The organism is Roseivirga sp. UBA838 (genome assembly GCF_002296035.1).
GTDB lineage: Bacteria > Bacteroidota > Bacteroidia > Cytophagales > Cyclobacteriaceae > Roseivirga > Roseivirga thermotolerans.
The window spans coordinates 92,951-107,674 of sequence record NZ_DBHC01000018.1 but is presented as its reverse complement, the minus strand read 5'-3'; the positions used below and the strand labels follow the sequence as shown (position 1 = coordinate 107,674).

Sequence of the window (14,724 nt, the reverse complement as noted above, 5' to 3'; positions counted from 1 at the left end):
GAGGCAAGGTTCAGAAATATACTTCTTGCGACTTCAGTAAGTAACCCTATATTTTTTCTCTCAAAAAAGTTGAGAGAAAAATTCCGGAATGATGGCTTTGTCTTTTTGAATTATTTATCCCCCGCCTTCGATTTTAGAAGGCTAAATCCTTTTTTTGAAACATGATAGCAGTAGTACAACGAGTTTCGAAATCGTCAGTAGCCATAGGTGGAGAATTAAAATCGGCCATTGGTCAAGGGGTGATGATTCTGTTGGGTATTGAGGAGGCCGACAGTCAGGAAGATGTAGAATGGCTAAGTCGAAAAATTGCCAATATGCGCATTTTCGATGATGAAAATGGGGTGATGAACAAGAGCCTGATTGACAGTGGAGGAGAAGCTTTGGTAATAAGTCAGTTTACACTACATGCCAGCACCAAAAAAGGCAACAGGCCTTCATACATTAAAGCAGCAAAACCCGACATCGCTATTCCGCTTTATGAAGCCTTTAAGACACAATTGGCAATTGACTTAGGAAAAGAAGTGGCTTCGGGTGAGTTTGGAGCCGATATGAAAGTATCTTTGATTAACGATGGTCCGGTAACCATTATCATAGACACAAAAGACAAAAAATAATGAGTACAGAAATAAAGGGAATTTCTGCCCTGCAGGAAGAAGTAGATCACTGGATAAAAACAGTGGGAGTAAGGTACTTCAATGAATTGACCAACATGGCTCAGCTCAGTGAAGAAGTAGGTGAGGTAGCCAGAATTATTGCCAGAAGATATGGGGAACAGTCAGAAAAAGAGTCAGACAAAGCCAAAGATTTGGGCGAAGAACTAGCCGATGTGCTTTTTGTGGTGGTTTGTCTGGCCAATCAAACGGGAACCGATCTGCAGGCGGCATGGGAGCGCAGAATGGCCAAAAAGACCGCGCGCGACAAAGACCGGCACAAGAATAATGAAAAACTAAAATCCTAACTATTATCCGTTATATTCGCGCAAACTCTAAATCATGAAAACGATATTTACCTGGGCATTGCTTGCCTGCATATTCACTCAATTACCTGCTCAAAACATTTCTAAATACACCTTAAAGAAAGGCGATAAGTTCAGTATTGAAATGAGCCTCAATCAAGACATTACCCAACAGGTTATGGGACAGTCTACTGAGATGGAGCAGGTTCAGCAAACCAAAGACTTTTTTGAAGTACTGGCCGTGGAAAATGGTGAATATCGCATCAAAACCACTGCACTTAAGCGTTCATTTGCCATCAATGCCGATATGATGCAAATGGAAATGTCTTCTGAAAACGAGGGCGAACAGAATTTACCGTTTAGGTTAATGGTGGATAAATCTTATGAATTTACTATGACGGCTCAGGGCAAGGTAACAGCTGTTTATGGTCTGGAAGAGCTTGTCAACGGATTGAAGTCAGATTTGCAAGGCACGATATACGGTAGCGAAGTAGGGCAGATTATTTCTGTGTACGATAAAGAAACCATCTTGAGTTCACTCAATCAGCAGTTCAATATATACCCTGAAGGCAACAGCCAGACATGGCAAAAGACAAACAAACTGGTAGTGAACAATGCCCCAATCGAAACAGCTACAACCTATAGCTACGAAAATGCTAATACCATTTTGGCAAATGCCAAGGTGAACCTCGATGGAAACATTGAACAAATGGGTATGGTAATGAAAACCAAACTCTCGGGTACACAGGAAAATAAATATGTGATTAGCACGAGCAATGGATTGCCCGAAACGGTGACTATTAAACAAAGTGTAACCGGTGATGTAGAAGCTCAGGGTATGGTAATTCCTATGACGGTGGTTACCAACTCAACATTTAAAGTGACGATGCAATAATTTTTCTGCTTCAGGAAACTTTGCATTGGTTAGTAATCGTTAGACACGCATCAATCAAACAAATGAATAACACTGGTCATGTTAGTTCTTGAAATCATAGGAGTTGTAATTGTCGCGTTCATTGTTCTGAATGTGATTCTCTACTTTGTAGAGCCTAGCCTTATAGCCATTACCTTTTCATTGGTACTTAGGCTTTTCTATAGAAATCCGCCTATGGTAGATTTGGAAAAGCATTTTAAAGACCACCAACTGCTTAAAGACAACTGGAAGGTAATTCAGGCCGAACTATTGGAAATACTAAGGAATGAGCAGAACATTCCGAAATTTCATGAGGTAGACAAAATTCAGCGTTTTATCAACGATGGGGACAAATCGCCCTGGAGAGTTTTTATGTTTAAGGCTTACGATAACTGGCAGGAGTCTAACTGTGCCAAAGCCCCTAAAACAACGGAGTTGCTCAAGCAGATTCCGGGCATTACCACGGCCATGTTTTCAATCTTAGGGCCTCAAAAGCATATTCCCCCACATAATGGTTTTTATAAAGGAGTGTACCGCTATCACCTCGGACTAATTATTCCCAAAGAAGGGGAGTGTTATATAGTGAATGGTGGCCAGCGCTACGACTGGAAGGAAGGTGAAGATGTGCTCTTTGACGACACCTTTAAACATGCGGTGTGGAATAAAACAGATGAAACCCGTGTGGTGCTTTTCTGCGATGTTTTCCGCACCGATTTACCTAAAATATTCCAGCCTATGAACCGGTGGGTATATGGCCTCAGGGAAAAAAGCCAACGCCTGAAGAAGGTGCTTAAAAATGCAGAGGTTCAGGTAGATTTGAAGCCGCAGGCTGGGTAGGTTGGTTAAGAGTTATCAGTTAACGGGGAATCAGGGATTGGTCCGATTCGTCATTTGTGAGGCATCATTTATCGCTAGTAAGGATCCTTGATTTGGCAATCCGGTTGTTTTGAGCACAGTTTATCTTAATATGGCTTACTATTTTATTAGAGTTACCGATTGGTCCCTGTTTTGATATTTTGTTACCGTTTGTGTCTTCACAAATGGCTCTTATAAGGTACTTTGAAGACACAGCTTGTAGCTGGAGTTGTCTATTGTTTTTAGGTGATCTAACCAAGTAATCCTATACTTTATTACAATTACACTGCTATGCAGTAATCTTAACTAGCTATGTTAGTATAGATAGAGTGGGAATCAATAGGCTAACTTTATGAATGGAATACTCTACCCTTCTGCAACGAATTAAATCACCAATTCCCCATTCTTGAGTTTCGGCACAACATCAAACTCGTTGCAGCGCGAGCAGTATTCTATGTCTTTCATGATACCGAATTTTGTAAGGCGTTTGGCATGGTTGCTTCGGCTAATGAAATAGTAGGGGTCTTTACCCATTGATTGAAAAAGGTAAAAAGCAGCCGTGGCCGCGTCAGAATCGAACTCGGCTTGCTTCTTAAGTCCATCTAAAACAGCTCCGGCAAAAAGGCTGTCTTCCAGGTTATACTTACCCTTCCATCCGGCACAGAAAAGCAATATATCTCGTCTGGTTTTGGAGAGATGGTTAACTACTGCCTTAAGGTTTAAAAATGCGCCAATAATTACTTCGGGAGCTTCTTTAGATAAGTCCAGTGCGCGAGTGCCATTGGTAGTGGTGGTCGCAACCTTCTTTCCCTTTAGCCCCTTTTCCATATAATCGAATGGTGAATTGCCCAGCTGAAACTGGGGCAGCTTTTGCCCGTTTCGCTCTCCGGCCATTACATAACCTTGAGCACCAAGAGCTTCACACTCTTCAACGGTAGCTACCGGGGTAATGCTTGCCACACCCGTACCCAGGCCGGCTACCATGCACGAGGTCGCCCTGAGAATGTCAATAACTACAACGGTTTTGTCAGTAACGTCAAACTGATGGATCAATTCCGGAGTGTAGCAAACGTCTATGTTCATTAATGGAAGGGTAATTTATTTGTTAATTCTTAGTTGGTAACTATCAATGGTGTGGGTCTCATTCTGAATTCATTTCGGAATCTCAGCAGAAGAGGACCCTGAAATAAATTCAGGGTGGTTCACTTGCTGGTTGTTCACCACCCTTTGATTTCCTTTACTTCTGCACAAAAGGAAGTTTTACTACTTCCGCTTTTAATCTTCTATTGCGTACAGCAACATAAATTTCGGTACCTGCCTTGCTAAATTCTTTCTTCACATAGCCCAAGCCGATGCCAATACCCAGAGTAGGCGACATGCTTCCCGAGGTTACCTCACCGATAACGTTTTCTTCGGCATCCATTAGCTCATAATGACTTCTGGGAATTCCTTTGTCAATCATTTTAAAGGCAATAAGCCTGGTGGAAACCCCTTCCTCTTTTTGCTTTTGAATAGCCTCTGAGTTAGTGAACTCCTTGGTAAACTTGGTTACCCAACCCAAACCGGCAGCAATAGGAGAGGTCTCGTCTGTAATGTCGTTTCCATAGAGGCAGTAACCCATTTCCAGACGCAGGGTATCTCTGGCTCCTAAACCAATGGGTTTAATATCAAATTCGGCTCCGGCTTCAAAAATCTGCTTCCAAACCGATTCTGCATGGTCGTTGTGTACATATATCTCAAAACCACCGGCACCGGTATAGCCTGTTGCCGAAATTATAACATACTCAACTCCTGCCATTGGCCCTACCACAAAGTTGTAAAACTTAATGGAAGATAAATCTACAGAAGTTAGCTTCTGAAGCGTGGCAACAGCCTTTGGACCTTGCACAGCAAAAAGTGAATGAGAATCTGAAACGTTTCTCATGCTTACTCCTTTGTGGTTGAACCGGCTAATCCACTCCCAATCTTTTTCAATGTTTGAGGCATTGACTACGAGCATGTATTTTTGCTCATTGAAGCGATACACCAGCAAGTCGTCCACTATTCCCCCTTTGTCATTGGGTAAGTAAGAATACTGGGCCTGCCCGTCAACTAGTTTAGATGCATCGTTGCTGGTTACTCGTTGAATTAAATCAAGTGCATCAGGTCCTTCTAAAACAAATTCTCCCATGTGTGAAACATCGAATACTCCCACACCATTTCTAACGGTGTTGTGTTCCTCAATGTCTGAGGTGTACCGCACGGGCATGTTGTAACCGGCAAAGGGAACCATTTTAGCCCCCAGACTTTCGTGAAGGTCGTTTAATGCTACTTTTTTTAATTCCATTTCTATCTCGTTTTGCTCGACAAAAGTAAGCATTGAGGTATAAAAAAAAGGCTTTGGTTAAATTAATTCTCAGGCTGTTTTCGGGTTCAGGCAACCCATAAATGATTTTGTGCATCTATTTGGTTATAAACCAAATATGCCAACGCTTCTAATTTGCAGAGAGGAGCTTGTCAGCTACCTGTCTTTAATACTGAATGCTTGCCGGAGCAGCGAATTAAAGAGAGCTCAAGGCTGTTTTTCGGCTTGATTAGAAGTAGAATTTCAAACCAAAACAAAGGTCAAAACTCATGTTTAAAAATTTTTTAAAAGTAACGGTAAGAAGCCTGCTCAAAAGCAAGGTTTTCGTGTTCATTAACATTATTGGTCTCGGTTTGGCGCTAGCCTGTTGTATTGTAGCTTTTCTGAACTACGAGTTTGCACTCAATTTTGATAAACAGCACAAGAACTATGACCAGCTCTATCAGGTATCGGTGTACATCGATCAGAATGGAGCCCGCCAGCCTTTTGGTCAAGCTCCCCTGCCATTGGGGCCTTTACTCAAATCGGAAGTGCCGGGAGTAGAACGGGTGAGCCGGTTCGAACGATCAGGGGTTACAATTAAACGCGAAAGCAATGTGTTCAATCGCACTATGGCTTTTGTAGATGATGATTTTTTGGAAATGTTCACCTTTCCCATCTTGCATGGCGATGCGGCCAGTTACAAAGAGCTTTCCAGTGTGCTAATCTCTAACCGAACAGCCATTTCTTTGTTTGGCAAAGAAAATGCCGTTGGAGAAACCGTTGAGTTGGTGCTTTCAGAGCGACCCAACATACTCCTTACTGTGGGGGGAGTGTTTGAAGAACCGGGCCTGCAGAGTTCATTGCAGTTTCAGCTCATTACAGATTTCGAAAACTTTCACCGCAACTTCAATGTAGACAAAGACGATTGGTCCATCTTTGTAGATGGCCTTTTCATTCAAACCGCAGATCCGCAGGTAGCTCAGGCCTTGCCGGGCATGATTCAAAAGTATGCGCCATTACAAGCCGAGGTAAAAAAGGATTTCCCAATTAATTCTTTCTGGGTGCAAGCCATGGCCGATGTAGCTTTTAACCAAAGAGATGTTGATGGCACCACTTTGGGTAACGAAACCCTACATCCTGCTCATATCACTGCCCCCAACATTATGGCCTTGCTCATATTGCTGTTGGCTTGCTTCAACTTTACCAACACGGCCATAGCCATGTCTAACAAACGCCTGAAAGAAATTGGTATTCGCAAAACAGTGGGGGGCTCGCGCGGTCAACTGGTGTTTCAATTTTTAGGCGAAAACCTGGTGTTGTGTTTCCTGGCTCTGGGATTAGCCCTTTTATTCTCGTTGTGGCTAGTACCCAAATACAGCGACATGTGGCCCAATGTCAATGTAGTGCTCACCCTTTGGAACAATCCGGGAATGATTATTTTCCTCTGCTCTACTTTAGTTCTTACAGCGGTATTGGCCGGAGGGTACCCCGCCATATTTGTGAGTAGATACAAGCCAGTTGCCATTTTGCGTGGAACGCTCAAAGTAAGCTCATCAAGCTTGCTCTCAAAGGTGTTGTTGGGCATCCAAATGCTTATTTCTGTGCTTTCATTGGTATTAGGCTTTGCCTTCGTTCAAAACTCAAATTTTCAGGAGAATCTTGATCTGGGTTACGAAAAAGAAGGCGTTTTAATGGTACAGTTAAATAGTGCCAATGAAGCCGAGCGATTCAAAACAGCAATAGTCAGCAACCCATCCATCGATGAAGTGGCCCTAACCAGCGGCCATGTGGGGTGGAGATCATATCAAACCAAATTAAAGGCGGAGAGCTCTGAGGTGCAGGCAACCATATTAGATGTGGGGCTCAATTATGTTGAAACTATCGGCCTACAGGTATTAGACGGCAGGAGCTTCGATGCAGCCAATAAGGAGGCCGATAAGGCCCGAAGCGTTGTGGTTAACGAAAGAATGGCGGCTCGTATGGGTTGGGAGAATCCCGTAGGACAGCGAGTAACTATGAACGACTCATTGCAATATACCGTGGTAGGACTTGTAAAGGACTTCTACGTGTTTGGTCTCTGGGTGCCCATAAACCCCGTAATGCTCAGGCTACGCAATGAAAGCGACCTGAACATGGTGATTGTGAGAGTGAGCGATGAGGAAATGGGGGCTACGCGCGATTTTCTGGAGTCTACCTGGGCAGAAGTAGTGCCCGACAGACCAACCTCCATTTATACCCACGATATAAACGTTTTGGGTGAAGCGCGCGATGTAAACAAGAATATTGTGCAGATGTTCATATTCCTGGCTGTAATAGCCGTGGTACTTTCTGCCATAGGTCTGTTCACTCTGGTATCTATAAACATTCAAAGCAGAACCAAGGAAATTGGTATTCGAAAGGTGTTAGGAGCTTCAATAGCCAAAATCACCACGCTTATTAATCGTCCGTTTCTCATTATTGTAGGCGTAGCCTCAATACTAGGAGGAGGGCTGGGTATTTATCTAGCCGGTCTTCTAATGGGCACAATCTGGACTTATCATGTAACTCCAAACTTCATTAGTGCGCTGGTTCCTATTGTTATCATACTGTTAGTGACCCTCATTTCTATCTCCGGTAAAGTGATTAACGCAGCCAAAAGAAACCCCGTGGAGTCGCTCCGCTACGAATAGCAAGAATTGCACAAATAGCACGTCATTCCTCTTTAGAGGCATTTCTTTATAGTTTTAGCTCAAAAAACGATGGAGATCACTGACCTATAGGGGAATGACGTTCCGTTTTGACTCAAGCCTTTGTAACCCATGGCTTCGTGAATGAGTTAGGAAGTTTATAAACCAAAAGCTCTCCATTATGAAAAGAATACTGATCCTTAGCACGTCACTTATGCTCGTGGCACTGCTAACCCTATCTTTTACCCACAAAAATGCTATTGAAGCAAAGGCAGAAGAGGAAGTAAAACAGCTGATCTTGAAGGCCTATATCAACGGGGCATTTAATGAGCTGAATGCAGATGCCATGCGAAAGGGGTTTCATGAAGATTTTGCTATTTACTCTCCCAAAGGTGAGTCTATAAGTAAATACCCTATTGCGGTTTGGGCCGATGGGGTTGAAAAAAGAAAGGCCAACAACTACGACCCTGGCGACCCCAAAAACAAGTGGGATCATAAGTTTGCCTTAGTAGATGTTACGGGCCATGCTGCACAGGTAAAGGTAGAGTTGTTCAACCAGGGGAAACATGTGTATACAGACTATTTGAGTTTGCTCAAATTTGATAGCGGCTGGCGAATTGTGGCCAAGGTATATCAACAGCATTGAGCCGGTTTCTTTGGTGTTTAAAGTCTTCTCTTCGCTCTGTCGGGCTGAAAATTTGCTAAAACAGTTCCAGCTGCTCGGGCAATAGCCTGAATGATTTACGATGGTAGGGTGTTATGCCCAGTGTTCTGATGGCTTCGCGGTGCTTAGTGGTGGGGTAGCCTGCATTGGTTTCCCATCCGTAACCGGGATATTGCTCAGCCAGTTGGGTCATAATTCTGTCGCGATGTGTTTTGGCCAGTATGGATGCAGCAGCTATACTCATGTATTTGCCATCGCCTTTTACTATGCACTCATGGGCAATGCCGGGATAGGGCTTAAACCGATTACCATCAATAAGCAACAATTCAGGAGTAATACTTAGGTCTTTTATGGCCAAATGCATGGCCAGGTAGCTGGCGTTTAGTATGTTAATCTCATCGATTTTAGAGTGACTTACCTCTTGCACAGAGTAGGCCAGCGCATGGTGCTTAATCACTTCTTCCAGTTCATTCAACTGCTTTTTATTCAGTTTTTTCGAATCGTTTAAAAGCTGATGCTTGTAGTCTGTTGGCAGAATTACTGCCGCTGCTACTACCGGTCCGGCCAGAGGTCCCCTGCCGGCTTCATCGCAACCTGCCTCAACAATTCCCTCTTTGTAGTATGCCTTTAACATTGTGGTTTAAACTTAACAATAGCCCTCAACAACTTGAAAGCTTTCTCTATTTTTGGGCCATGAGCAAAGAGAAAAGTCCCTGGAAGACCCTTGGCGAAAAGTTGATTTATGAAAACCAATGGATAAGGCTCAATGAGTATCAGGTAATTAACCCTTCCGGAAAGCCGGGTATATATGGTAAGGTATCGTTCAAAGGGAGGGCTGTGGGAGTTATTCCTGTAGACGGTGAAGGCAATACCTGGTTGGTGGGCCAATACAGATATACGCTCAGCGAATACAGTTGGGAGATTCCTATGGGTGCGGTGCCCTTTACCGAAAGCTATGAGGAAGGTGCTTTGCGCGAGCTAAAAGAGGAGACCGGACTCATTGCTCAAAAGCTGGAATTTCTGTGCAAAATCCACACCTCCAATTCTGTGACCGATGAGTTGGGTATGGTTTTCGTGGCAACGGAACTTTCACAAGGTGAAACTCAGTTTGACGAGACGGAAGATATAGCTATCAAGAAGCTTCCTGTAAAAGAGGCTATAGAATGGGTAATGGATGGTCGTATTACCGATAGTCTGAGTGTGGGTGGGCTACTCAAGTATGCCCGAATAAAAAATATCTAGTGGCGCAATTATTATCCTATAAAGATCATTTTAACAAAACGGTTTTGTTGGCCTATCCGGTTATGCTCAGTCAGTTGGGGCATATTATGGTAGGTATTGTCGATAGTATAATGGTGGGGCAGCTTGGGCCTAAAGAGTTGGCTGCTTCTTCGTTTGCCAGTAATTTTCTGGCGGTGTTTATGATGTTCGGCATTGGTGTTTCGTATGGTATAACCCCCATGGTGGCTCAGGCTGATGGTAAAAAGGACAACGACCTGATTACTCGCTTGCTAAGACACGGAATTATTTTGTGTCTGGTATTAGGCCTGCTAATGGTAATGCTCATGTATTCACTTACCGCAGTTTTTCCTTATATGGGACAACCGGCAGAAGTAATTGATTTAGGGACTCCCTACTTTTTCATAATTGCCTCCTCTCTTTTTCCGCTTATTGTTTTTCAGGGGTTCCGCCAGTTTTCTGAAGGGATGTCTATTACCAAGCCCACTATGTACATTACCATTTTGGCCAACGGCTTAAATGTGTTGCTTAATTACCTGCTCATTTTTGGTAAGTGGGGCTTCCCGGAGTTAGGGCTCAATGGAGCCGGCTGGTCTACGCTAGTTTCCAGAGTGCTAATGGCCATTGCCATGCTGGTATTTGTGAGACGCTATCATCGTTTCAAGGCTTTTAGAGCCGGGTTTGTATTGAACAGGTTTAAGGCGGACTTCTTTAAGCCCATGCTAAAAATTGGTATTCCTACGGGAGGGCAGTTCATCTTTGAGGTAGGGGCTTTTGCTATGGCGGCCGTAATGATGGGCTGGTTGGGCACAGTTCCTCTGGCTTCCCACCAAATTGCCATTAGCCTGGTGGCCATTAGTTATATGATGGCCTCCGGAATATCGGCAGCTTCAACTGTTAGGGTGGGTAACCAATTGGGGAAAGGAGATTTTCCGAATTTGAGAAGGGCAGGAAATACCAGCTTCATTATGGCTTTGGTTTTTATGGCGGCCTGTTCGCTGGTTTACATTCTGTTTAACGGTTTTTTTCCAAAGCTGTATGTAGATGATGCCGAAGTGGTGGGTATTGCCAGCTCACTGATTGTAATTGCCGGTCTCTTCCAGTTGTCAGATGGAGTTCAGGTGGTTGGTTTGGGCTGCTTGCGGGGTATGTCAGATGTGCGGGTACCTACCTGGATTACCTTACTTTCTTATTGGGGGCTGGCTATACCAAGCAGTTATGTGTTTGGATTTGTACTCGATTTGGGCCCTCAGGGCGTTTGGTATGGTTTGTTAATTGGCCTTACCGTGGCCGCAGTTGCTTTGTACACCAGATTTAATAGATTGGCTACAAAAAAGATATTGGCCCAATAGAAGGCATGCAACCTTGGCCGTTTCATTAGGTCTATACTTTGTAAAATATGTCGATTATGAGAAGAACAATTTTTGTTGTGTTGCTGAGCTTTGTGGTTCTATCAGCCTGGTCTCAGCAAAAAGAAACCAGAAATGTGGGAGACTTCAACGGCATTGCCATGAATATTTCCGGCAAAGTATATGTAACGCAAGGCAATAAGAATGAGGTGATTGTGGAGGCTGATGGTGAGACACTCGAAGAAGTGATTACCGAAGTGCGAGGCAATAGACTGAGTATTTCAAGCCGATCAAGAAGAAGTTGGTTTAGCTGGGGCGACCGAGGCACTGGTAGGGTGAATGTGTACATTACCGTTCGCGATCTTAGAGAGGTGGTTGTTAGCGGAGCAGGAGATGTTATAGGGCAAAGACTTATAAAAACTGACGATTTGAGATTGTCCATTTCCGGTTCGGGAGATATAGAGCTGGAAGTAGATGCTAAAACAATACAGTCTAAGATTTCCGGTTCCGGCAACATAGACCTTAAAGGGTCGGCCCAAGAAGCATCACTAGGCATAAGCGGCTCAGGTAAGTACTATGCAGAAAGTCTAAAGGCCGATGACTACAACATAACCATCACCGGGTCTGGGAGGGCATCAGTTGCAGTTTTTGGCGAACTGGAGGTAAGAATTTCCGGCAGTGGTAGTGTGTACTATTCGGGTCAACCCACTGGAGTGAACACTAGTGTTTCAGGTTCTGGCAGAGTTAGGCGAAATAATTAATTCGCTTCTGGATTTTTCACTTTTAGAATAAACTCGCGATAACCTTCAATTAGCAGAAATTGTGCGGTTAAATAGGTGGCCATAATAGCCGGGGTACCCCAGGAGGCTTGTGCTACAAACCGATTGTAGGCAAGAATGCTGTCGCTCAATACAAAAAATAGAGCCCCAGCCATTATAAGCCAAAAACTACCGGAGTCCGTCCTCTTCCATCGTTTTCTGGCCGTGATTGCCATTAGGCAAATAATAACTGTGTAAAGCAAAGCAGGCGCATACATATTCCCTAGTCCTGGCTTAACTACTGAAAACATGGCCAAACCATACAGCATAAAGGGAATGTCTTGCCATTGCGGTTTAAAACCTTTTTCCAAAACCGTTACTGCGCTCATGTTCACAAGAAGATAGACTACATGAGCCAACAAAAAGCTTAGCAAACCGGCCAGAAAAAACCAGGCATTGTTTCCGCTAAAAATAAGAAGGGTGTCTCCCAAAAATGAAAAAACCAGAGCTGCCTTGATGTATCCATTCAGAGGGCTTTTGGGAGTGGTTCTAACAAAGTATAAAAACAGAGAAGGAATGAGTAAAGGTTTAGTGATCTGACCCACGAGAGTCCAGTCGGCTAATAACGCGGCCAAATGAAAGACGCTGAGCAAAAAAAAGGGCGTAGCTTTTGGGTTAAACCTCATCGGAAGGGTTGTTAAACAGTTTTTCTCCCCAAGATAAGCCGAAGTTTAAAAATAAGAAGCCCAAAAGAGAGAGTATGGCACAAGCCAGAAAGGCTTCTCGTAAATTTTCAATCACATTGCCATAGATGAGTCCGGCCGCAAAAGCTCCTAATCCAATACCTATTTCCAGGGCTATATACATGGTAGCAATGCCGCGTCCGCGGGCTTTGTCATGGCTTAGATCTATGGTCCAGGCATAAATGGTGGGCGTGTTTAAGCCAACGGCAATACCAAAAGCAATTGAACTGGCCAGTAGCATGGGTTTGGTATGTGTAAAAGCCACCATAATATCGGCCAGAGCTATTGCTATAGTGGCCCACTTAAGCACATAAACCCTCCCTTTTTTATCTGAAATTTTACCGGCCAGAATACGAATGAGAAGGGAAGAGAAAACGAAATAGCGGAAAAATATGCCCTTGCTTTCCTGATCGAAGCCAACACTAATCGCCAGGTCGGGCATTAGCGTTAGGGCTGCGCCAAAAGAGAAGGAGGTGAGCAAGAACAATATCGAAGGATTAATTACCCTTGGTTCGAATACATCGGTTTTTCTAATCCTGAGCAATGCCAAACGAAAGGGCTGCTTTTCGGGAAGCGTTTCTTTCATGCCTACCAGAATGAGCACCGAAAGAATGGCCAAAACAGATGAGGTATAGAACATGGTGTCCAGACCAAACCATGCAGTTATTTTCGGGCCGTAACTAGGGCCTGCTGCCATGCCCAGGCTACCAAACAGCCCTGAATAGCCCATGGCTTCTCCACGCCTGTGGTTGGGTACAATATCGGCAATATAGGCCGAGGTGCCGGTAGGTTTAAAGCCGGTAGAAAATCCATGCAGAAAGCGTAGCAGCATGAATGCCCAAACACTACTCAACAATGGATAAAGAAAGCCGACCACAAAACACACGGCTGCTCCAAAAATCATAACCGGTATTCGCCCGACCGTGTCTGACAGTTTTCCACTAAATGGGCGCGATAATCCGGCTGTAACCGTAAATAGAGCAATCACCAACCCTTTTAGTTCGCCACCGCCAAGCGTGGTGAGGTAGTCGTACAGGTCGGGCACAATCATGTTGAAGCTCGAAAAAAAGAGAAACGAGCTAAGGCAGAGCAAAATGAACTGCAGGGAAAAAATGCTGTTTTGCTCTGTCATGCTTTACTGCTGCATCAAGTAGGCTTTAATGAAGTCGTCTAGTTCTCCATCCAGTACATTTTGCACATCAGTACGCTCTACTCCGGTTCGGTTGTCTTTCACCAATTTGTAGGGGTGTAATACGTAGTTTCTAATTTGCGAACCAAAGTCTACTCTTTTCTTTTCACCCTCCAGTTTGTCGCGTTCGGCATTGCGCTTTTCCATCTCCAGCTGATATAGCCTTGACTTTAGCAATGCCAAAGCTCGCTCTTTATTGTCTAGCTGAGAGCGTGTTTCGGTGTTTTCAATAACTATGCCTGTGGGGGCATGTTTCAGACGCACACCAGTTTCAACTTTGTTAACGTTTTGCCCACCGGCACCACCCGAACGAAAAGTATCCCAGGTAATATCTGCCGGGTTTATTTCTATCTCTATGGAATCGTCTATGACAGGATAAGCAAACACTGAAGCGAAAGAAGTATGTCTTCGTCCGCCAGAGTCGAAAGGAGAAATACGAACCAAACGGTGCACTCCCGATTCTGACTTCAGTTGGCCATAGGCGAATTCGCCTTCAAACTCCAGGGTACATGATTTGAGACCGGCTACCTCGCCCGGCTGGTAGTTAACCTGCTTTACCTTCATGCCATGCCGTTCTCCCCACATAATGTACATGCGCATGAGTATCTCCGCCCAGTCATTACTTTCCGTGCCACCGGCTCCGGGGTTTATTTCTATAATGGCGTTAAGTTGATCCTCTTCGCCACTAAGCATTTTTTTAAATTCAACCTCTTCCAGTACGTCTAGAGCTGTTTGATAAGCGGCTTCCACTTCGGCCTCTTCTCCTTCGCCCATTTCGTAAAATTCGTACAAGGTGTCCAGGTCATCTACAGCTTCTTTAGCTTTTTCGAAGCTTTCTGTCCATACCTTTTTTGCTCGAATGGTTTTAAGAATTTTCTCAGCCTCTTTGGGGTCGTTCCAGAAGTCTGGTTGGGCTGTCACCAGTTCTTCCTCTTCTATTTCTTTTTTCTTGACATCGTAGTCAAAGATACCTCCTCAAGGCCGTGATACGCGCCTTCAAGTCTTTCAACTGATCTGTGTTCATGAATAATTTTTTTGGAGCTGCAAAAGTGGTGAAACCGTTGGGC

The 14,724-nt window shown here is 44.1% G+C and carries 15 protein-coding genes; 9 read left to right on the top strand and 6 right to left on the bottom strand.

Features of this window, described 5'->3' with window-relative positions; genetic code table 11:
• Nucleotides 1-161 precede the first annotated feature (161 nt).
• From dtd to B3O12_RS06800, 4 genes are all read left to right on the top strand, one after another.
• Nucleotides 162-614 (top strand): D-aminoacyl-tRNA deacylase, encoded by a 453-nt coding sequence (dtd, locus tag B3O12_RS06815; protein ID WP_286755750.1) that lies wholly within the window; start codon nt 162-164, stop codon nt 612-614.
• A complete protein-coding gene (locus B3O12_RS06810; protein WP_189630335.1) occupies nt 614-958 on the top strand; it encodes a nucleotide pyrophosphohydrolase in 345 nt (114 codons plus the stop codon). The genes dtd and B3O12_RS06810 overlap by 1 nt, the downstream gene beginning before the upstream one ends.
• A 34-nt stretch (nt 959-992) precedes the next feature.
• Nucleotides 993-1,850, top strand: coding sequence for a DUF6263 family protein (locus B3O12_RS06805; protein ID WP_286755749.1), 858 nt, complete (start codon nt 993-995; stop codon nt 1,848-1,850).
• 78 nt (nt 1,851-1,928) lie between these two features.
• On the top strand, nt 1,929-2,705 hold the full coding sequence (locus tag B3O12_RS06800) for an aspartyl/asparaginyl beta-hydroxylase domain-containing protein (RefSeq protein WP_286755748.1): 777 nt from the start codon (nt 1,929-1,931) through the stop codon (nt 2,703-2,705).
• A gap of 402 nt (nt 2,706-3,107) precedes the next feature.
• Here the strand turns inward: B3O12_RS06800 and B3O12_RS06795 are convergent, their stop codons facing one another.
• Entirely contained in the window at nt 3,108-3,806 is a 699-nt protein-coding gene (locus B3O12_RS06795; RefSeq protein WP_286755747.1) for a 2-phosphosulfolactate phosphatase, read from the bottom strand.
• 154 nt (nt 3,807-3,960) lie between these two features.
• Nucleotides 3,961-5,049: a glycine cleavage system aminomethyltransferase GcvT gene (gcvT, locus tag B3O12_RS06790; protein ID WP_286743586.1), complete on the bottom strand. Its 1,089-nt coding sequence runs from the start codon at nt 5,047-5,049 to the stop codon at nt 3,961-3,963.
• A 287-nt stretch (nt 5,050-5,336) separates the two neighbouring features.
• Between gcvT and B3O12_RS06785 the strand changes: the two genes are divergently transcribed.
• Complete coding sequence (locus B3O12_RS06785; protein WP_286755746.1) at nt 5,337-7,718, top strand: ABC transporter permease; 2,382 nt, start codon at nt 5,337-5,339, stop codon at nt 7,716-7,718.
• A 178-nt stretch (nt 7,719-7,896) separates the two neighbouring features.
• Nucleotides 7,897-8,361, top strand: a complete 465-nt coding sequence (locus tag B3O12_RS06780) for a nuclear transport factor 2 family protein (protein WP_189630341.1) — start codon at nt 7,897-7,899, stop codon at nt 8,359-8,361.
• Between the two features lie 55 nt (nt 8,362-8,416).
• On the opposite strand, the gene B3O12_RS06775 is transcribed toward B3O12_RS06780, so the two are convergent.
• Entirely contained in the window at nt 8,417-9,013 is a 597-nt protein-coding gene (locus tag B3O12_RS06775) for a ribonuclease HII (protein WP_286755745.1), read from the bottom strand.
• Between the two features lie 59 nt (nt 9,014-9,072).
• On the opposite strand from B3O12_RS06775, the gene B3O12_RS06770 reads away from it, so the two are divergent.
• The 3 genes from B3O12_RS06770 to B3O12_RS06760 are packed head-to-tail and all read left to right on the top strand — an operon-like array spanning nt 9,073 to nt 11,728.
• On the top strand, nt 9,073-9,621 hold the full coding sequence (locus tag B3O12_RS06770; RefSeq protein WP_189630343.1) for an NUDIX domain-containing protein: 549 nt from the start codon (nt 9,073-9,075) through the stop codon (nt 9,619-9,621).
• Complete coding sequence (locus B3O12_RS06765) at nt 9,621-10,970, top strand: MATE family efflux transporter (protein ID WP_229838643.1); 1,350 nt, start codon at nt 9,621-9,623, stop codon at nt 10,968-10,970. Before B3O12_RS06770 ends, B3O12_RS06765 begins: the two co-directional genes overlap by 1 nt.
• 56 nt (nt 10,971-11,026) lie before the next feature.
• On the top strand, nt 11,027-11,728 hold the full coding sequence (locus B3O12_RS06760; RefSeq protein WP_189630344.1) for a head GIN domain-containing protein: 702 nt from the start codon (nt 11,027-11,029) through the stop codon (nt 11,726-11,728).
• On the opposite strand, the gene B3O12_RS06755 is transcribed toward B3O12_RS06760, so the two are convergent.
• The 3 genes from B3O12_RS06755 to prfB all read right to left on the bottom strand — a co-directional run bounded on the left by B3O12_RS06755 (nt 11,725) and on the right by prfB (nt 14,681).
• On the bottom strand, nt 11,725-12,411 hold the full coding sequence (locus B3O12_RS06755) for a lysoplasmalogenase (RefSeq protein WP_286755744.1): 687 nt from the start codon (nt 12,409-12,411) through the stop codon (nt 11,725-11,727). The genes B3O12_RS06760 and B3O12_RS06755 overlap by 4 nt on opposite strands.
• Entirely contained in the window at nt 12,401-13,600 is a 1,200-nt protein-coding gene (locus B3O12_RS06750; protein WP_286755743.1) for an MFS transporter, read from the bottom strand. Before B3O12_RS06750 ends, B3O12_RS06755 begins: the two co-directional genes overlap by 11 nt.
• 3 nt (nt 13,601-13,603) lie before the next feature.
• Nucleotides 13,604-14,681 (bottom strand): peptide chain release factor 2 gene (gene prfB, locus B3O12_RS06745; RefSeq protein WP_189630347.1). Its coding sequence is split into 2 segments (ribosomal slippage): nt 13,604-14,620 and nt 14,622-14,681, totalling 1,077 coding nucleotides; the frame shifts between segments, so codons are not numbered across the junction.
• Nucleotides 14,682-14,724 lie beyond the last annotated feature (43 nt).